General features: G+C 36.5%; 18 protein-coding genes. 9 read left to right on the forward strand and 9 right to left on the reverse strand.

Annotated features, from left to right (window positions below):
* Nucleotide 1: 1 nt before the first annotated feature.
* From AC3RVF_RS15160 to AC3RVF_RS15170, 3 genes are all read right to left on the reverse strand, one after another.
* Nucleotides 2–481, reverse strand: a complete 480-nt coding sequence (locus AC3RVF_RS15160) for a lipocalin family protein (RefSeq protein WP_489689992.1) — start codon at nucleotides 479–481, stop codon at nucleotides 2–4.
* Nucleotides 482–513: 32 nt separating this feature from the next.
* Entirely contained in the window at nucleotides 514–675 is a 162-nt protein-coding gene (locus AC3RVF_RS15165) for a DUF1328 domain-containing protein (protein WP_489689991.1), read from the reverse strand.
* Nucleotides 676–771: 96 nt separating this feature from the next.
* Nucleotides 772–2781: an alpha-ketoacid dehydrogenase subunit alpha/beta gene (locus AC3RVF_RS15170; RefSeq protein ID WP_489693718.1), complete on the reverse strand. Its 2010-nt coding sequence runs from the start codon at nucleotides 2779–2781 to the stop codon at nucleotides 772–774.
* Between the two features lie 120 nt (nucleotides 2782–2901).
* Between AC3RVF_RS15170 and AC3RVF_RS15175 the strand changes: the two genes are divergently transcribed.
* The 5 genes from AC3RVF_RS15175 to AC3RVF_RS15195 all read left to right on the forward strand — a co-directional run bounded on the left by AC3RVF_RS15175 (nucleotide 2902) and on the right by AC3RVF_RS15195 (nucleotide 6309).
* On the forward strand, nucleotides 2902–3852 hold the full coding sequence (locus AC3RVF_RS15175; RefSeq protein ID WP_489693719.1) for an isopenicillin N synthase family dioxygenase: 951 nt from the start codon (nucleotides 2902–2904) through the stop codon (nucleotides 3850–3852).
* A gap of 72 nt (nucleotides 3853–3924) precedes the next feature.
* A complete protein-coding gene (locus tag AC3RVF_RS15180; protein ID WP_489689988.1) occupies nucleotides 3925–4254 on the forward strand; it encodes a translation initiation factor in 330 nt (109 codons plus the stop codon).
* Nucleotides 4255–4380: 126 nt separating this feature from the next.
* Nucleotides 4381–5283 carry a nucleoside phosphorylase gene (locus tag AC3RVF_RS15185; RefSeq protein WP_489693720.1) on the forward strand — a complete coding sequence of 301 codons (903 nt, stop codon included), beginning with the start codon at nucleotides 4381–4383 and terminating at the stop codon, nucleotides 5281–5283.
* Complete coding sequence (locus tag AC3RVF_RS15190) at nucleotides 5280–6134, forward strand: substrate-binding domain-containing protein (RefSeq protein WP_489689986.1); 855 nt, start codon at nucleotides 5280–5282, stop codon at nucleotides 6132–6134. Before AC3RVF_RS15185 ends, AC3RVF_RS15190 begins: the two co-directional genes overlap by 4 nt.
* A gap of 34 nt (nucleotides 6135–6168) precedes the next feature.
* Nucleotides 6169–6309: a hypothetical protein gene (locus AC3RVF_RS15195; protein WP_489689985.1), complete on the forward strand. Its 141-nt coding sequence runs from the start codon at nucleotides 6169–6171 to the stop codon at nucleotides 6307–6309.
* A 41-nt stretch (nucleotides 6310–6350) separates the two neighbouring features.
* Here the strand turns inward: AC3RVF_RS15195 and ung are convergent, their stop codons facing one another.
* Nucleotides 6351–7016 (reverse strand): uracil-DNA glycosylase, encoded by a 666-nt coding sequence (gene ung, locus AC3RVF_RS15200; RefSeq protein ID WP_489693721.1) that lies wholly within the window; start codon nucleotides 7014–7016, stop codon nucleotides 6351–6353.
* A 39-nt stretch (nucleotides 7017–7055) separates the two neighbouring features.
* Between ung and AC3RVF_RS15205 the strand changes: the two genes are divergently transcribed.
* Nucleotides 7056–9230 carry an endonuclease MutS2 gene (locus tag AC3RVF_RS15205; protein ID WP_489689983.1) on the forward strand — a complete coding sequence of 725 codons (2175 nt, stop codon included), beginning with the start codon at nucleotides 7056–7058 and terminating at the stop codon, nucleotides 9228–9230.
* Between the two features lie 58 nt (nucleotides 9231–9288).
* Nucleotides 9289–9696, forward strand: a complete 408-nt coding sequence (locus AC3RVF_RS15210; RefSeq protein WP_489693722.1) for a thiol-disulfide oxidoreductase DCC family protein — start codon at nucleotides 9289–9291, stop codon at nucleotides 9694–9696.
* Here AC3RVF_RS15210 and AC3RVF_RS15215 read toward each other — a convergent pair whose 3' ends face one another.
* From AC3RVF_RS15215 to AC3RVF_RS15230, 4 genes are all read right to left on the reverse strand, one after another.
* Nucleotides 9697–10485, reverse strand: a complete 789-nt coding sequence (locus AC3RVF_RS15215) for a hypothetical protein (RefSeq protein WP_489693723.1) — start codon at nucleotides 10483–10485, stop codon at nucleotides 9697–9699.
* 177 nt (nucleotides 10486–10662) lie between these two features.
* Nucleotides 10663–12108, reverse strand: coding sequence for a dicarboxylate/amino acid:cation symporter (locus AC3RVF_RS15220; protein WP_489689980.1), 1446 nt, complete (start codon nucleotides 12106–12108; stop codon nucleotides 10663–10665).
* Nucleotides 12109–12171: 63 nt separating this feature from the next.
* On the reverse strand, nucleotides 12172–13242 hold the full coding sequence (gene aroC / locus AC3RVF_RS15225; RefSeq protein WP_489693724.1) for a chorismate synthase: 1071 nt from the start codon (nucleotides 13240–13242) through the stop codon (nucleotides 12172–12174).
* Nucleotides 13243–13406: 164 nt separating this feature from the next.
* The gene (locus tag AC3RVF_RS15230; protein ID WP_489693725.1) at nucleotides 13407–16343 is read right to left on the reverse strand and encodes an FAD-binding and (Fe-S)-binding domain-containing protein; all 2937 of its coding nucleotides are present in this window, start codon (nucleotides 16341–16343) and stop codon (nucleotides 13407–13409) included.
* A gap of 133 nt (nucleotides 16344–16476) precedes the next feature.
* Between AC3RVF_RS15230 and AC3RVF_RS15235 the strand changes: the two genes are divergently transcribed.
* Nucleotides 16477–16977 carry a hypothetical protein gene (locus AC3RVF_RS15235; RefSeq protein ID WP_489689977.1) on the forward strand — a complete coding sequence of 167 codons (501 nt, stop codon included), beginning with the start codon at nucleotides 16477–16479 and terminating at the stop codon, nucleotides 16975–16977.
* 132 nt (nucleotides 16978–17109) lie between these two features.
* A complete protein-coding gene (locus AC3RVF_RS15240; protein ID WP_489693726.1) occupies nucleotides 17110–18564 on the forward strand; it encodes a membrane dipeptidase in 1455 nt (484 codons plus the stop codon).
* Here the strand turns inward: AC3RVF_RS15240 and bshA are convergent.
* Complete coding sequence (gene bshA / locus AC3RVF_RS15245) at nucleotides 18561–19703, reverse strand: N-acetyl-alpha-D-glucosaminyl L-malate synthase BshA (RefSeq protein WP_489689975.1); 1143 nt, start codon at nucleotides 19701–19703, stop codon at nucleotides 18561–18563. The genes AC3RVF_RS15240 and bshA overlap by 4 nt on opposite strands.
* Nucleotides 19704–19788 lie beyond the last annotated feature (85 nt).

The following is a 19788-nucleotide window of genomic DNA, read 5'->3' on the forward strand; positions in this document are numbered from 1 at the left end:
ATTATTCTTGAATTTTAGAAAAGTTCATGTTTATTTTAAAAGGCTTACCATCCAAATTTACTGTTTGTTCCCAACGCATTGAAGATTCGTTTAACTGAGCCAAACGAAGTCTATAACCCGCGTTCGTTTCAGATTTTCCTTTTACGTTTGTTGGTTTTAACAGAAAATCATAGAGTCCAGATGCAGGGTCCATTTCCTGAATAGTAAAGATGAAATTTCGTTCACCTGTAGGGCAATTTGTATTATCAATAGTGTAATTACCTGTATTATTATTAGGTATAAATCTCCAAGAGCTACCTTCCATGCATTCCACAGAAGTGTCGTTGAATAAAGTAACATTAAATGTTCCTGAAGAGTCGTAGGAAATATTGTCTAAAGACCAATATCCTTTAATAACTTTTCGTGATTCTTGAACGGTCTTTGGCGTACCGCAAGCGAATGTTGTGGCTACAATAACAGCCAAAATGAGGAGTTTTTTCATAAATAAGATTTTTTTAATTGGTTAAATTTCGATTATCTTCTGAATAATCGGGATAGTAAGGATATTACTAAAAGAACGATAAAAATGTAAAAAATGATTTTTGCAATATCAGCTGCACCTTCTGCGATGCCTCCAAATCCAAAAACTGCTGCAACCAGCGCAATTACTAGAAAAATAACGATCCAACGTAACATAATAATGGTTTTAATGATTAGTATGGTACTAAAGTAGCTAAGAATTTTAACGTTTGTTAAGTCTTTATCTAAAGTTTAACAACCAGTGTTAAATTATTAGTAAGACAATAAATCTAATAGGTTTTGTTTGAATTTTTCTTTAGGAAGATAGCCTGCTTCTAACTTTGCTGCAAATGGAATTGGTGTCTCTAAACTACCTACTCTTTTTACAGGAGCGTCTAAATTTTCGAAGCAATTTTCCATTACTAATGCCGAGATATCTGAAGCTATACTCCCGAATATTGAGTCCTCTTGAAGAATAATTAATTTTCCTGTTTTATTTACAGACTTATATATTGCTTCTGTGTCTAAAGGCATTAATGTTCTTAAATCTATAAGATCTGCACTAACTTCTGGCAATTGATCTAAAGTTTCTAAAGCCCAATGCACGCCAGCGCCATAAGACACGATAGTAACGTCTTTACCTTCTTTTAAAAGTGAAGCTTTACCAAGCGGTAAAGTAAAATAATCTGTAGGCACGTCTTGGCGAATGCTTCTATATAGTGCTTTATGCTCAAAAAACAATACCGGATTTGGATCCTCAATACTAGTGGCTAATAATCCTTTAGCGTCATAAGGGAAAGCTGGGTAAACAACCTTTAATCCCGGAGTGTGTGTAAACCAAGCCTCATTAGTTTGACTGTGGAAAGGTCCAGCACCAACTCCCGCCCCGCAAGGCATACGTACTACTACATCTGCTTTTTCGTTCCAACGGTAATAGCTTTTGGCTAAATGATTAATAATTGGGTTAAAACCCGAAGTAACAAAATCTGCAAACTGCATTTCTACTACAGTTTTATAACCATTAATAGAAAGTCCCATTGCTGCCGAAACTATTGCAGACTCACATATAGGTGTATTGCGAACGCGTTCTTTTCCGAATTGCTCTACAAAACCTTCCGTAATTTTAAATACCCCGCCGTATTCTGCCACATCTTGACCCATAATTATAAGGTTATCGTGGCGTTCCATAGATTGCTTTAAACCTTGTGAAATAGCATCAATTAACCGAATATTTTCATTTTCTGAAATTTCAGCAACTTCCTGATATTCAAATGATTTATAGACGTCATTTAATTCATTGGCTTCATTAAATTCAACTACTGGCTCAGCAAATGCAATCTCCAGATTTTCATCTATTTCATGCTTAAATTCCTTTTTGAACTCCTCAATTTTTTCTTCAGAAAGTAAGCCTTCATTTAATAAATAGCTTTCGAAATTTAAAAGCGGATCGCGTAAACCCCATTCATCTATTAAATCTGTAGGAACGTATTTTGTACCACTCGCCTCCTCGTGACCTCGCATTCTAAAAGTCTTGAATTCTAACAAAACAGGACGCGGATTAGTGCGCATGCTTTCAACTAAGTCCTTAAGTTTGGTATAAACTTCTAAAATATCGTTTCCTTCAATAATATGAGATTCCATCCCGTAGCCCTTGCCACGATCTGCAATGTGTTCGCAATTATATTGCTCATTAGTTGGGGTTGAGAGCCCGTAGCCGTTATTTTCAACACAAAAAAGAACTGGAAGTTGCCAAACTGAAGCAACATTCAACGCTTCATGAATATCGCCTTCGCTAGTTCCGCCTTCACCCGTGAATACAGCACAAACTTTATTGTTTTCTTTTAGTTTATTTCCCAAAGCAATTCCATCAGCCACGCCAAACTGTGGGCCTAGGTGTGAAATCATTCCTATAATATGAAATTCCTGCGTTCCAAAGTGAAAACTTCGGTCGCGACCTTTTGTAAAACCATTCGCTTTACCCTGCCATTGCGAGAACAAGCGGTGCAGCGGAATATCGCGCATAGTGAAAACCGCAAGGTTTCTATGCATTGGCAAAATGTATTCGTCATTATCCAAAACAGCCGTAAGGCCAACTGAAATTGCTTCCTGCCCTATTCCGCTAAACCATTTCGAAACTTTTCCTTGGCGTAATAGAATGAGCATTTTTTCTTCTATCAGCCTTGGCTTCAACATACCTCGGTATAATTTTAGCAATGTAGCGTCATCAATATCATTTCTATTATAGTCGAAGAAAATATGGGGGGTTGTTTCTGGTTTCATCATTAATTTTTTGCAAGTTCAAAAGTAGAAAAAAACCCATTGTAATACGGATTATTAAAGCAAATTTTATCTTCGGTTAAAGTTTTACAATTTGGTATCTTTGTAGCCTAAAAATATTTTGTTATGAACAATATACCTAGTGTAGATTTGGCCGATTTTCTATCTGAAGATCCTAAAAGAAGGCAAAAATTTGTAAATGAAATAGGTAAAGCTTACGAAGAAATAGGCTTTGTTTCACTTAAAAATCATTTTCTCAGCGATCAATTGGTTGAAGAATTATATAAAGAAATAAAAGGCTTTTTCGCACTTCCTGTTGAAACTAAAGAAAGCTATGAAATTGAGGGCCTTGGAGGGCAACGTGGTTATGTTTCCTTCGGAAAAGAGCACGCTAAAGGCAAGAAAGAAGGCGATTTAAAAGAGTTTTGGCATTTTGGACAAGAACCTGCGGAAGATGCAAATCTTTCAGAAAAATATCCAGAAAACATACAGATTAAAGAACTTTTAGATTTTAACCACACCGGAATGGAAGCCTACAGAATGCTTGAAAAAACTGGTATTTATGTACTTCGTGCATTGGCGCTTTATATTGGTCTGGACGAATTTTATTTTGACCATTGGGCAACAAACGGTAACAGCATTTTACGTCCTATTCACTATCCTCCTATCACAAGTGAGCCTAAAGGTGCTATGCGCGCAGGTGCTCACGGAGATATAAATTTAATTACTTTGTTAATGGGTGCTTCAGCCGGCGGCTTGCAGGTTTTGCGCAAAGATGGCGAATGGATTGACGCAATTCCGAATGAAGACGAACTTGTTATTAATGTTGGCGATATGCTTGAAAGGCTAACCAACAATAAATTGCGTTCTACTATTCACCGTGTTGTAAATCCGCCACGTGATGAATGGGGAAGCCCGCGCTATTCTATTCCTTTCTTTATGCACCCACGCAGCGATATGAAATTAAATTGTTTGTCTGAATGTATTGATGAAAATAATGAAAAAGCCTACGAAGACATTACTGCAGGCGAATTTTTGCACCAGCGTTTGGTGGAAATAGGACTTATTAAAAAGTAAACCTTCGACTCCGCTCAAGGACCAATTCGGTGATTGAGCGTAGCCGAAATCACAACCCTTAAAAATAATACATTGAATTCTTTAGAAAATCAATTAAAAAATTTATTTCCCGACCACGAACCAAAAGATGTCCCTGAAACAACGGAGGAACATACATTGTGGCTACAGGACGATCCGTTGATTTGTAAATATGAAAAACGTAAAGGAAAGCCAATTACAATTATAGAAGGTTACACGGGAGCCGATAGTGATTTTAAAATACTTGCAAAAGAAATAAAGCAACTCCTAAGCGTTGGCGGAAGTTTTAAGAATGAACAAATCATTATTCAAGGAGATTTTCGCGATAAGATTATGCAATTTTTAAAGGATAAAGGATTTAAAGTGAAACGAGTTGGAGGTTGATAATAGTGGCAATAGTCAGCATTTTAAAAAACCTTAAATCTTGACGACTAATCGAAGAAAAATTTCGTTTTAAAGCGCTAAACTTTTAAACTCCACAACATTTAAACTTAATTTGACACCATAAATTTGAATCCAAATATTTTACAACCCAGCGAACTTATATTAACGCCAGATGGCAAAATCTATCATTTAGATCTTGCGCCCTCACAATTGGCAAACACAATAATTACTGTTGGCGATCCAGGGCGGGTAGAAACGGTTTCAAAATATTTTGACACTATTGAGGTCAAAGCAGAGCATCGCGAATTTAAAACGCACACAGGAACTTATAAAGGCAAACGCATTAGCGTAATTTCCACCGGAATTGGGCCCGATAATATTGATATCGTTTTTAACGAACTCGATGCTTTGGTAAATATAGATTTTGAAAAGCGCCAGATAAAGAAAAAGCTTACATCGCTCGATATTATTAGAATTGGAACCTCAGGAGGCCTAACTCCCGAAATAGAAGTTGATAGTTTTTTAGTAAGTGCTTTAGGTATTGGTTTAGACAACGTAATGCATTATTACGACAAAACCGATAAAATATTCAATCGCGATTTTGCACAATCATTTATAGACCACACCCAATGGAACCCCGATAATTCCGTTCCGTATGCTGTGGAAGCAGATGCAACTTTGCTGAAAAAATTCACTTCCAATACAAACGGCGGTCAGGCAGGAAAAATCACTCAGGGAATTACTATTACAAATGTTGGGTTTTATGGGCCACAAGGTCGTGTGCTTCGCGCAAAATTGAAAGATGAAAACTTAAATGAAAAGCTCACCACTTTTCGCTATAAAAAGAAAAAAATAACCAATCTGGAAATGGAAACTGCCACAATGTACGGAATGGCAAAACTTTTAGGTCACCGTGCAGTTTCAATGAATGCTATCATTGCTAATCGCGCTTCGGAAACTTTTAGTAAAGATGTATCCAAAACAATTGAAGCACTTATTCAATATACGCTCGGAAAAATTACGGAATGAAAAACTTTTTAATCGGCGGTGTGCCGGAACACTTTAACTTACCTTGGTATATCGCGCTTCGCGATAAAGAATTTCAAAAAGAAGGAATTAATCTTCGTTGGAGAGATTATCCCGGCGGAACTGGCCAAATGGCCCGTGCCCTTCGCGAAAAAGAAATTGATATGGCCGTAATTCTTACCGAAGGAATGGTTCGCGATATCATAAAAGGCAACGATTCTAAGATAGTTCAGGTTTTTGTGAAATCACCATTATTATGGGGAATTCACGTTGCTGCAGCTTCAGATTTTGAAGAAGTTGGCGATTTAAAAGGAACAAATGCAGCCATCAGCCGTTTCGGTTCTGGTTCGCATTTAATGGCTTTTGTAAATGCAGAAAATCACGAATGGGATTTAAAAAGTGATTTGCGGTTTAAAGTAATTCAAGATTTAGAAGGCGCTTTGGAAGGACTTCCAAAAGGAAACGGCGACTATTTTATGTGGGAAAAGTTTATGACCAAACCCCACGTAGACAATGGTACTTTCCGCTTAATTGGCGAATCCCCTACTCCTTGGCCCAGTTTTGTAATTGCTGTAAGAAATGATGTTTTGGAAAATGAAGCAGCGAGTGTAAAATCTATTTTGAAAGTTATAAATAGTATAACCACCAATTTTAAAGAATTTCCAGATGTTGATAAAATGATAGCCAAACGTTACGGACAAAAAATTAAAGATGTACGTGAATGGTTATCATTAACAGACTGGAGCGACCGTCAATTAACTTCAAAAGAGCTAGAAAACATTCAACAAAAACTAGTAGAGCTGGATTTAATTAATAATAAAATTCAGGAAACCAGCATTTTACATAATTTCTAAAAATTTTCTTAAAAATTACGCAACCCCATTGTTGATGTTGCATCTACTTAATATAAAAACCATTATTATGACTACTTTTTTAATCGTTCTGGGGGCGTTGTTAGTCACAAACTTTTTGTTGTTGCAGTTTAGCTGTAACGATGCTACAGAGTCCGAAGTACCAGAAGAAGAATAAGAAATAATCCCCATTTCTTATCTTTCATTATTATTTTCTTATCACCAATTAATTGGCGTTTTATCAATTTCACTTAAATATACATTTGTTTTGCTGAAGTGTTTGTTCCCAAACCAATAGCCTCTATTTGCGGCCAATGGCGAAGGATGACCACTAGTTAAAACCAAATGTTTTGAAGTATCAATCTTCGCTCCTTTTTTCTTTGCTGGACCTCCCCAAAGTAAAAATACCAATCCTTCTCTTTCTTCTGAAAGCTTTTCAATAACGGCATCTGTAAACTTTTCCCAACCTTTTCTTTGATGACTTCCGGCATTATGTGCTTTTACCGTTAAAGTTGCATTAAGCATTAAAACCCCTTGATTTGCCCAACGTTCCAAATTTCCGTTTTGTGGAATTGCTATCCCTAAATCGGTTCGAATTTCTTCAAAAATATTTTTCAATGAAGGAGGAACAGCAACATTTTCACCAACCGAAAAACACAAACCGTGTGCTTGTCCCGGTCCATGATATGGGTCCTGCCCTATTATTACGACTTTAACTTTATTAAACGGCGCGTGATTAAATGCTGAAAAAATCTCAGATTCTGGTGGAAAACATTGGGAAGAACTATATTCTGATTTTACAAATTCAATTAAATTATTGAAATACGGTTTTTCAAATTCTTTCTGTAAAATCGCCTTCCATGCGGGCTGGATTGTTACCTCCATTATTGTTACTTTTGTAGGATTGCTGAAAACGTAAAATTAATGGAAATAAAGCGGAAAGCCCGTATTGACAATAAAACTTTAGAAGACCTAGAATTCCCCTCTGTGCTGCGGCAAGTATCGGAATTTTGTGTTACTGAACCAGGACGAGAAAATATTTTAGCCATAATACCCTTTCGGGATTTTGACGAAATTGAACCCGAACTGCAACGCGTAAAAGAGTTTACCGCTTCTTTTGAAGGAGATATTCGAATTCCGAACCACGGTTTCGAACCAATTTTTCGGGAACTTCGTTTGCTGGATATTGAAAACAGTACGTTGGAGATTTCAGGCTTTCGAAAGATTCTTTCTATTTCGGAAACCACTAAAATGTTGCTTAAATTCTTTAAAAAATTTGAAGAATTCTACATTCATTTAAATTCCTTTTCTCAGGATGTAAACTACACTACACTTATTTCCGAAGAAATAAATAAAAGGGTTGATAAATACGGCGAAATAAAGGACGAGGCTTCAAATGAACTCGGCACGATTCGCAGAAGATTGAATGTTGTAAAAGGAAAGATAAATTCTTCTTTTACAAAAGCACTTTCACAATATTCTCAAAATGATTATTTAGACGAAATACGCGAATCTGTAGTAGATAACCGGCGGGTATTAGCAGTAAAAGCTATGCACCGAAAAAAAGTGAAAGGCGCGGTTATGGGCAGTTCAAAAACGGGAAGCATCGTTTATATAGAACCTCAGGAAACCCTTGATTATGCTAATGAACTTAGTAATTTGCTTTATGAAGAAGATGAAGAAATTAAGCGAATTTTAAAAGCATTAACCGAATTTGTACGACCACACGCCGCTCTTTTGGAGAGCTATCAGGAATATTTAATTGCTATGGATGTGCTTTACGCCAAAGCAAAATATGCACTGAAAATAAACGGTATTTTACCGATTCTTACTTCAGAAAAAAGGATTTTGCTGCAAAATGCTTTCCATCCACTTTTGTTGGTTTCTAACAATAAAAGAAAGGAAAAGACATTTCCGCAAAGTATTGAACTGGTTCCCGATAAACGAATTATCGTAATTTCTGGGCCAAATGCTGGTGGAAAAAGTATCACACTCAAAACTGTCGGACTTTTGCAGGTAATGCTACAAAGTGGAATGTTGATTCCAGCTGAACCTCAAAGTGAAATGTGCTATTTTAAAAGGGTTTTAACCGATATTGGCGATAACCAATCCATCGAAAACCACCTTAGTACATATAGTTACCGATTAAAAAAGATGAATCAATTTCTGAAAAAGTGCGACAATAAAACACTTTTTTTGATAGATGAATTTGGAACTGGAAGCGATCCCGAACTGGGTGGCGCTTTGGCTGAAACTTTTTTGGAGGTCTTTTATGAACGTGAAGCATTTGGAATAATAACAACACATTATACCAACTTAAAGCTCTTGGCAAACGAACTTCCAGACGCTATTAACGCCAATATGCAGTTCGACAATAAATCTTTAGAACCACTTTATTCGCTTCATTTAGGTGAAGCAGGAAGCAGTTATACGTTTGAAGTGGCGCAGAAAAACGGTATTCCTTATAGTCTTATTAATAGAGCAAAGAAAAAGATAGAACGCGGCAAAATACGTTTTGACAAAACCATTGCCAATCTTCAAAAAGAACGTTCCAATTTGCGGAAAACTTCAGAATCGCTTAAATCTGAAGAACAGAAAGCACGTATAGAGGGTAAACAGCTAGAAGAGGTTAACGCCCGCGTGCAGGAAAAACTGGAAAGCTATCAGGAATTATTCGACTCTAACCAAAAACTAATTAGTTTAGGGAAGAAAATAGATATGCTTTCGGAGAAATATTTCAACAATAAGCAGAAAAAGCAATTGATTGATGAAATGATGAAGCTGGTTATGGTTGAAAATAGCAAGCGAAAAAAGTTGGCTCCAAAAGTAAAAAAAGCTGTAAAAGCCAAGGAAAAAGAGATAATAAAAGAAGTTGAACAAAAGGTTGAAGTAATTAGGGAACGCAAAAAAGAAGAAAAGGAAAAAGCGAAACGATTACCACCGCCAAAACCGAAAGTTACCCTCAAAATTGGCGACAGAGTGCGAATGATAGATGGTAAGGCAATTGGCACGATAGACACTATTGAAAAAAATAAGGCATTTGTAAATTACGGAATATTCACCACTAATGTGAGTTTATCTGAGCTTGAGAAAGTTTAATAAAGTAGTTGTTTTCAGTTCCAATTAGCATTTTCACTGTTCACTCAAATAATTATTCTTGAATAAAACCAATAGTCATAAAATCATTTTGTTCGATGATGTTTGCAATCTTTGCAATGGCGCCGTCAATTTTATTATTAAACGTGACCCTAAAAATACCTTCAAATTTGCTGCATTACAAAGTGAAATTGGACAAGAGTTGACTTCAAAATTTAAAATCGACACTTCAAAAGTTGATTCCATCATACTCATTGATGGCGATAAATATTATGAAAAAGCTTCGGCTGCACTTCATATTTCAGCAAATCTTTCGGGTGCTTACCCCTTACTTTTTGGGGTTATGATAGTTCCAAAATTCATTCGAAACGCGGTTTATGACTATATAGCCAGAAATCGCTACAAATGGTTTGGGAAAAAGGAAAGTTGTATGATTCCAACTCCAGAATTAAAAAGCAGATTTTTATAATTAATTAATAATCTGCCCAATGTTTAAAGTACCTGGAGAATCATCTGCAGGAGGATTCCAATTAAAATCGTCGTATTTATTTCCAGTTCCTGTAAGTTGTAATGAAAAACCCGCTTGTGTTCCAGGATCATCCTCTTGAAAACCAATATTGATAGAGAGAATCCCGCTTGCAGGCCCATTTAATGCGGTAAAGGAACCTTCATAACTTATAAATTGAATAACCTGATTATTTGATCTTTTTACAAGTGCCAAACCTTCCATATCATTTTGAAGAGATGAGGGTGTGAAAGACAAAGCTCCATATCCACTAGATTCATTATCGATTAAACCAGATAGCAAAACACTTACTGTTGTTAGGCCATTGGATCCATTATAAAGATAAACTCTATAATTGCCTAAATCTATACCTGCTGGACCAGCAATTTCAATAAACTCTCCAACATCTGCTCCTGTATTGTCATAGTGGAATTCATTAATCCAAGGTTCTACTGGCAGCGAATTTATAACATGTATATTTTCCCAAGCTGAACCATTCCAGACTTGAAGTGCCCCGGTAGAGATCACAAAAATTTGCAACCCCACATCTTCAACCGAAGGATTAATTGCTTCTCGAGCGGCGATATCGGGCACTCGTGGAGGCATAAATCCACCATAGGTAATTCCTTCATCTGAAGTACTGCTAATTTCAAGCATACTGGCCCCAGAAGGTTCTGTGGTGCCAATTCCAACTTGGCAATAGTTATTAGTTACAAATAATGCAGCCCCGAAGAATAAAAGTAAATATTTCATCACCATGTATTTTACACAGCTAAGAAGTTATTTGCTCAGGTTTATAGTTTGGGTTTTATTCCAGGGAGAACTCAAATTTAATAAATAATATTTTTTTAGCCAAAAATTTACATATATAATTGTAAATCAGCTTAATGTATAAAAACAATTTATAATATTAAGAGTACTTATGTGTTATTAAGAATCTAAGTCAAATGTTTCTGAAGGGTTATCGTGAGGTACATAGTCTAACATATCTTCGCCATCTGCTATAATAGTACATACCGTAGCATCACCAGTAACATTAACTACGGTTCGGAACATATCTAAAATTCTATCAACAGGGAAAATGATAGCTATCCAAGCAGGATTTAAGCCAACAGATTCTAACACGATGATTAGCATAACCAAACCTGCACTCGGCACCGCTGCGGAACCAATGGAGGCCAATGTAGCAGTTAATACAATAGTTAGTTGTTGTCCGAAAGTTAAGTCAATCATATGTAGCTGGGCAAGAAAAACAACCGCCACGGCCTGATAAAGGCAGGTTCCATCCATATTTACAGTCGCTCCAATAGGCAAAACAAAACTGGTTATCTTTTTATCGACACCAAGATTTTCTTCCACACATTCCATAGTTACGGGTAGTGTTGCAGCACTACTTGACGTTGAAAACGCTAAAGTTTGTGCGGGTGCCATTGCTTTGAAAAACCCTTTATATGGAATTTTTTTTACAAAAATTTTCAAGAATAGTGGATAGATAATAAATATCATCAACATTAAGCCCAGAAATACGGTTAGTGAATACCAGCTTAAACCTTTAAATATTTCATATACTTTCCCAACATCATCGCCAGCCATTTTGCTAACAACTCCTGCCAATAAAGCGAAAACAAAAAATGGCGCCGCTTGCATTACCAAATCGACCATTTTCATAAATACTTCCATGGTACTATCCATGAAAGTGGTGACAGGACGGGATTTTTCATTAGGAATCAATAACAAACAGACCCCAAAGAATATTCCGAAGAAAATAATTTGCAGCATTAACCCATTATTCGACAAAGAGAAAAAGAAATTTTCAGGCACAATATCTATCAAAGGCTGTAATGGAGTAGATTTTTTAGTTTTTTCTACAGTCTGTATTTTTTCGGTTACAGAAGCATCTTTCAATTCGCCCCTTGTAAGATCTGTAATTTTTTGTGCTCTTTCAAAAAACTCTGGCTCTTGTAAATAATTAATCCCATCTTTTATTTGACGTCCTTCCGAAGCTGCCCAGATTTCATAACTTATACGGTTATCGATTCTGCTCTGTTCGTCAATGAGTTTGCCTGGTTGTATTAAATTCACTAAAAGAAGACCTAAGCTCACTGCAAATAGTGTTGTGAATAAATAAGCAAGAAGCGTCTTCCCTCCTAATCTTCCTAAACTCGAGGCATCACCAATATTTGCTACGCCACTAATTATTGATACCAAAACCAATGGTACCGCTATAAGTTTCAGAAGATTGATGAAAATTGTCCCGAAAGGTGCAATCCAATCTATTGTGAATTCACTCCATCCAAATTGGCTGGAAAGCAAAGCCCAGATAATTCCCAAAACCAATCCGATGATTATTTTCCAGTGTAGCGCTAGTTTTTTCATATTTAGATGTAAGACGTTAGATTTTAGATTTGAGAATTTGTGTATTAATTTTCATGAAGCTTTTCAATCTTCAAATTTTGCAATTTTATTTAATAACCAGAAATCGGCTATTACTAATGCTGCCATTGCTTCCACAATGGGGACGGCGCGCGGAACAACACAAGGGTCGTGACGGCCTTTTCCTTCGGCTATGGCGCTATTTCCAGCACTGTCAATTGTATCCTGCTTTTGCATTATAGTAGCCACGGGCTTAAAGGCAACTTTAAAGTAAATATCTTCACCATTGCTTATTCCTCCCTGAATGCCACCGCTATAATTGGTTTTCGTACTTCCGTCGGCTTTGTAAATATCATTGTGCTCACTGCCTTTCATTGCAGTTCCGGCGAAACCACTTCCATATTCAAAACCTTTCACGGCATTTATTGAAAGCATTGCTTTGCCTAATTCGGCATGTAATTTATCGAAAACTGGTTCGCCTAAACCAATAGGCATATTTTGAATCACACAACTTACCGTGCCTCCCACTGTATCACCTTGTTTTCGGATAGACTTAATAAAATCTTCCATTTCTTTTGCCATTTCGGCATTAGGACAACGAACTGGATTTTTTTCAATTTCAGAAAAATCAACTTCAGAATAAGACTTTTTGAGCTCCAATTCCCCAACAGAAGAAACGTAGGCGGTAATTTTTATGCCTTTTAGCAATTGTTTTGCAATCGCTCCGGCCACTACTCTACAAGCAGTTTCGCGAGCAGAAGACCGCCCACCGCCACGGTAATCACGGGTTCCATACTTTTTGTCGTAAGTGAAATCGGCGTGCGAAGGTCTATAAATATCTTTTATATGACTGTAATCTTTGCTTTTTTGGTCGGTATTTTCAATTGTAAAACCAATGGGCGTACCAGTTGTTTTTCCTTCGAATATTCCAGAAAGAAATTTTACTTCATCTTCTTCTTTACGCTGTGTAACGATTGCGGATTGACCGGGCTTACGGCGTTGCATTTCGGCATTAATAGCGTAAAAATTTAATAAAAGTCCTGACGGACAGCCATCTATAATTCCGCCAATGGCTGGGCCGTGCGACTCGCCGAAGGTGGTTAATTTAAAAATTTTCCCGAAGGAATTGCCAGCCATAGATTGGTTTTCAACAAATGTAAACTTTCAAGTGGAAATATTCAAAAATGATTTGGGAAAAGAATGTGAAGAAACTAACCATAACTATTAGGATTGAAGACGCATTAACATTAGCGGATGTCAATAATTTGGGAGGAGCAGCAAAACGATATTGGGTAAAACCGTCAAGATTTTAAAAGCGCATGTTTAAGAATAGTTACTGGATGTAATGCCTGCCTTCCCGTACCATCCATAATTTGATGTCTACAACTAGTGCCGTTTGCAGAAATAACTACGTCTTCGGAAGTTTTGCGAACCGCTGGAAAAAGTTTCAGTTCCCCTATTTTCATACTCACGTCGTAATGCTCCTTTTCATAACCGAAACTCCCCGCCATTCCACAACAGCCGGATGTAATTATAGTTGGTTTATAATTTATGGGAAGGTTTAAAATATCGAAAGTTACTTTTTGATTACTCAGTGATTTTTGGTGACAGTGCGAATGAATTTTAATCTGCTTTTCTTCGGAAGTGAATTGTTCAGCAGAAATAGTTCCATTTTGAATTTCGGCAGCTAAAAACTCTTCTATTAAAAATGTGTTTTTGGCAATGTTGGCCGCAGAAGATTTATCATCGACCAACCGAATATACTCGTCGCGAAAAGACAATATTGCAGAGGGTTCAATACCGATAAGTGGCACTTCTGTTGAAACTTTATCTTTTAAAAAAGAAACGTTTTTGGTGGCTTCCCTTTTCGCTTCTTCTAAAAACCCTTTAGAAATTAGTGCTCTTCCACTATCCAAAGTATCTATTATAACCACATTATAATTTAAACTTGTGAGAAGTGAATACGAATCTAACGCAATTTCAGCGTCTAAATAATTGCTGAATTCATCAACAAAAAGAAGAACTTTTTTTAACTCAAATCGCTTATTAATAATTTCATTATTTCGTTGATTTTCAGTAAATTGAATATGACTACTAAAACTCTTAATTGATGTTTTTGGCAATGACCGATTTGGGTGTACTCCGGCAATATTTTTTATAATTGAAGCAGTAAAATTATTTGTGAAAAACCAATTTGAAAGCTTCGGGAAATTTGAAGCCATTTTATTCAGTTTCGTACTTTTTCCGAATAATTTATTCGAAAAAGAAACTCCATTTGCTTTGTTATACTGATACAAAAATTCAGCTTTTGCGGTACTAATGTCAACATTGCTTGGGCATTCACTGGCGCAAGCTTTGCAACTTATACAGAGATCAAAAACTTCTTTTAACTCTTTAGAATTGAATTTATTTGCTGCGTCATTATTAGTCAATACTTCGCGTAATGCGTTTGCACGAGCGCGAGTTGTATCTTTTTCATTTTTTGTAGCGTGATAACTGGGGCACATAGCTCCAGCCGCTTCTGCACTTTTTCTACAATCGCCGCTGCCATTACACTTTTCTGCCAACCGAAGGATACCTTCAGAATCGCTGAAATCTAGGAGCGTTTCAATCTTCGGTTCTGCCCTATTTACTTCGTATCGCAACGATTCGTCCATTTTAAAAGCATTTACAATCTTTCCAGGATTGAAAATATTTTGTGGATCAAAAGCAGTTTTAATTCGTTTTAATAATTCATAATTTTTTTCACCTATCATTAATGGAATAAACTCGGCTCTTACTATGCCATCACCGTGTTCGCCACTGAAGGAACCCCTATATTTTTTACATAATTCGGCAACATCGGTCGTAATTTTACGGAAATAATCTACGCCTTCACTTTCTTTCAAATTGAGGATTGGTCTTAAATGCAACTCCCCCGCTCCAGCGTGAGCGTAATAAACCGCTTGCTGATTGTACATATTCATTAATGCGGAAAACTCTGCTATGTAATTAGACAAATCTTCCAAAGCCACTGCCGTATCTTCAATACACGCAACCGCTTTTCGATCGCCTACCATATTTCCGAGCAGTCCTAGTCCGGCTTTTCGCAATTCCAACGCCATTTCTATCTCTTCGCCTCTTAAAACTGGATTGTGATAACTATAATTGGTATTTTTCAGTGAGGTTAATAAAGAAGCTATTTGAGCATCCAAATCTTCTTCAGAATTACTCTTCAATTCTAATAGCAGAATTGCCTTTGGATTTCCCTCCACAAAAAAGCGATAAGGCTCATAAGTCTTGCTTTTTTTGGTGCAATCTAAAATTACATTATCCATCATTTCGCAAGTATGCAAATTGTGCTGCATTGCTATCACAACATCGTTTAAACAGGCTTCGAGTGTTTCGTAATGTGTTGCAACCATTGCGGTAAATTGCGGTGGCAATGGATCTAGTTGAAGTGTGATTTCGGTAGTAAAAGCAAGGGTTCCCTCGCTTCCGCAAAGCAATTTACAGATATTTATATCTTCATTGAATTCGCCAAAAACAGAAGTATTCAACAAACTATCTACTGCGTAACCTGTGCTTCTTCGGTGTATTTGAGGTTTTGGAAATTCATTCCAAATTTCCTGTTGCGACTCTTCAGAAATTAATTCGTCATAAAGAGTTTTGTAAACTTTACCTTCTAAAGAATTAAGCGCCATCTTTTTTAAATAGCCATCTTTAGACAGCGGCTCAAAAACTACTTCTTCGCCGTTAGAAAGTATGGTTTTCAACTTTAAAATTTTATCGCGAGTTACCCCGTATTGAATTGAAGTGGTTCCACTACTATTATTGCCCACCATTCCGCCTATCGTACAACGATTGCTGGTAGATGTATTTGGGCCGAAGAAAAGGCCGAACGGTTTTAAATATGTATTTAATTCATCCCGAATAACGCCTGGTTGAAGCGTTACAGTACGCTTTTCGGTATCTACTGAAATTATTTTGGTGAAGTGTTTTGAAACATCTACAATTATACCCTCCCCAACACATTGCCCAGCCAAGGAAGTTCCCGCCGCACGAGGAATGAGTGATGTTTCATTCTTTGAAGCGAAACGAATGAGTTTCTTAATAGCTTCACTGTCTTTGGGAAAAGAAACCGCCAATGGTACTTTTCGGTAAACGGAGGCATCTGTAGCATAAATGGCGGTGTGTAAAGCATCCGTATATAATTCGCCATTAAAAGTTTCCTGTAATTCCTGTAATTGTTTTTTCATAGTAACTGCTGTAAATGTAAAAAACTTCCTTAACATAACTTTCGAATATTGCAGATATAGATTGGCATTGCTTTAACTACGGGGTACACTAATTTCGGATACTTTTACACCATTATTAACTAAAACTCAAATCATGAAAAAAGTCATTTTTTTATTTACCATCATCTCTGCACTCACGTGGCAGGCTAATTCACAAGAGATTTCTAAAAATGCAATCGGACTTCGTTTTGGCGAAAGTGACGGTTTTGGCCCCGAAGTAAATTACCAAAGACATTTGGGCGATAACAATAGATTAGAGCTAGGTTTAGCTTTTCACAGTGAGAAACATTGGGATGCAGTAAAACTTGTTGGAATCTATCAGTGGATTTGGAATATTGATGGAGGATTTAACTGGTACGCCGGTCCAGGAGCAGGTGTAGGTATCGTAAATTATGATACAAAAAAGAACGATTACCCATTTGATGACAGATATGACGATTCAGAAGCCTTTGCTTTTATAACGGGAGATATTGGTATTGAATATAATTTTGATATTCCACTTATTATTTCGTTAGATATGAGGCCACAATTCAACTTAGGTTATAGAGACGACGTTAGTTTCGACGTAGGTTTGGCACTTCGTTATCAATTTTAAGTTTTTAATACATAGTTTTAACAGAATGCCCCACTCCCATGGGGCATTTTCCTTTTTAAAAAATAGGAAAAACCCTGTTTTTTTAGTCGAATATTTATCGCACTTTTATATGACTTAACAAAATGCGACAAAATGGACAAGCAATATGTAGATATACATTGCCATCCCTCACTAAAATCATATAGCAAAAGCTTTAAGTATAAACCAATAAAGCAAAACGCTATAGACCCGAATCGGAAAAATTCCATTTGGCATTACAGCCCTCCCAATTTCTTAGAGAAGCTTGTAAACAGGATCGTTACACTTACAAAATTTACACAGTCAGACTTAACGGCTATTGCGAAAGCAAATGCCAAAGTTGTTGTGGTTGCTCTCTATCCTTTTGAAAAACATTTTTTTGGAAAAGAAGTTATCGGAATTAAAGGCGTGACTGATGTTTTAGTGAATCTTGCTGCTAGTATTAGCCAATCGCGAATGGATTACATTCGTAGCAATAATGATTATTTTGCCGATTTAGTTTCTGAATATAAATATTATGAACAGCTTCACAATCACGTAGAAAAAATTGATGGAAAAATTTTCACATATCGTTTGGTAAGAAATTATCAGGATATTGAAAACAATTTTTCACAAGAAACTGATTCCAAAAAAATAATAAATATTATTCTAACAATTGAAGGCGGCCATAGTTTTAATACTGGGCTAGATATGAATAAAGATATGGCCAGTAGAACCGAAGTTATTGGAAACATTAATGCCATAAAAAATTGGAACTATCGCCCTATGTTTATTACGCTCGCACATCATTTTTACAATGAGCTTTGCGGGCACGCAAGTAGTATTTCAATAGGAATTTTAAAGAAGAATCAAAGCCGAGGCTTAAATACTGGCCTCACAGATTTGGGTATTGAAGCTATTAATTTATTATTAAACAATACTGATAATAAAAGAATACCAATAGACGTAAAGCATTTAAGTACAGCTTCTCGAAAAGCTTACTATAACTTGCTCGACACAAAATATAGTACAGAAAAGATTCCTATTATTGCAAGCCACGCAGCCTGTAATGGTAAACATTCTATCGCACAATGGAATAGAACGGGTATAACCGAACATGAAGATTGGTTTTCTAATATAGATATAAACTTTTATGACGACGAGTTAATTAGAATTGCCCGCAGCAACGGTATTTTTGGAATTCAATTAGATCAGCGACGCATTGGTAGCTCCAAAGCAATTACAGATAGTAAAATCTATTTTCCGAATAAAAGAAAACAATTGCGAAAAAAGGCACTTTTGGTTTGGAGGCAAGTACAACACATTGCCGAAGTACTTGATAACGATGGCTTATTTTGTTGGGGTATCCAAAGTATAGGAAGCGATTTTGATGGAATAGTAAACCCTATAAATGGTCTTTGGACCGTTGAAAATATAAAAGATTTATCAGAAGAAATGCTGAATCACGCGAACGATTACCTTTCATCCAATATAGGTATGTTGCAAGACTACAATAGAATTACCGCCGAAGCAATTGTACAGCGTGTAATGAAAGAAAACGCAATGGAATTTATAAAGCGAAACTATTAAGAACTCGTAGTGGCTGTTTTCTGAATAGCTTCCTCATAAAGTTTTTCGTATAAAGGCACGATTTTTTTAGTGTCGTAAATCATAGCAGCTTCAATAGCCTGCTTCTTGAATTGCGCTAAACTTTCATCTGTAGCTAAAATCTTTAAAGCATTTTCTGCCATTTCATCTACATTACCTACATCGCTTAAAAATCCGCTAACACCGTGAATATTTACTTCAGGCAACCCACCTGTGTTGCTAGAAATTACAGGAACTCCGCAAGCCATTGCTTCCAATGCAGCGAGACCAAAACTTTCCTTTTCAGAAGGGAGAATAAACAGATCGGTAAAACACAAAATCTTATCTACTTCGTTACTATTTCCTAAGAATAGTACTTTTTCTTCAATTCCCAATTTTGCACATAGATCTTCAGAGGCTTCACGTTCGGGGCCTTCTCCAACAATAATTAATTTGGCAGGAATTTTTTGTTGAATTCGATCAAAAATCTCAATTACATCCCTAACACGTTTTACAGGTCGAAGATTACTTACATGCGTAATTATACGCTCATCTGGCGCCGCCATTAAATCGCGTTGGCAGTCTGTATAAGGGTTTATTTTCTTCGGAATATCGATAAAATTAGGTACAACATGAATTTCTTTTTTAATATTGAAAAGATGCAAGGTATCTTCCTTTAAACTTTTTGAAACAGAAGTTACAACATCGCTATTATTTATGCTGAAAGTAACTGCTGGTTTATAAAACGGATGGTTACCTACTAACGTAATATCTGTTCCGTGAAGGGTGGTTACCATGGGAATAAAAATATTGTCTTCTTCCAGCATTTTCTTCGCCATATAACCTGCATAAGCGTGTGGAATGGCGTAATGTACGTGAAGCACTTCAATTTTGTGAAGCTTCACCATATCTACTAATTTGCTGGAAAGCGCTAACTCGTAAGGTTGATAATGAAACAGCGGATAGACTGGTACAGAAACTTCATGAAAGTGAATGTTTTTTGAAAGTAATTCTAAGCGAACAGGTTGTTTGTACGTAATAAAATGTATCTCGTGTCCTTGCTCAGCAAGCGCTAAACCTAGCTCTGTGGCTACTACTCCGCTCCCCCCGAAGGTTGGATAACATACTATTGCTATTTTCATAATTGTTTTTTTTCGACCCACGAACCACGACTAAAGGGAAACAGGACGATTCTTTGCTTAGTTTATATTATTTCAATTCAATCAA

Source organism: Aequorivita sp. IT1183, from assembly GCF_058068265.1.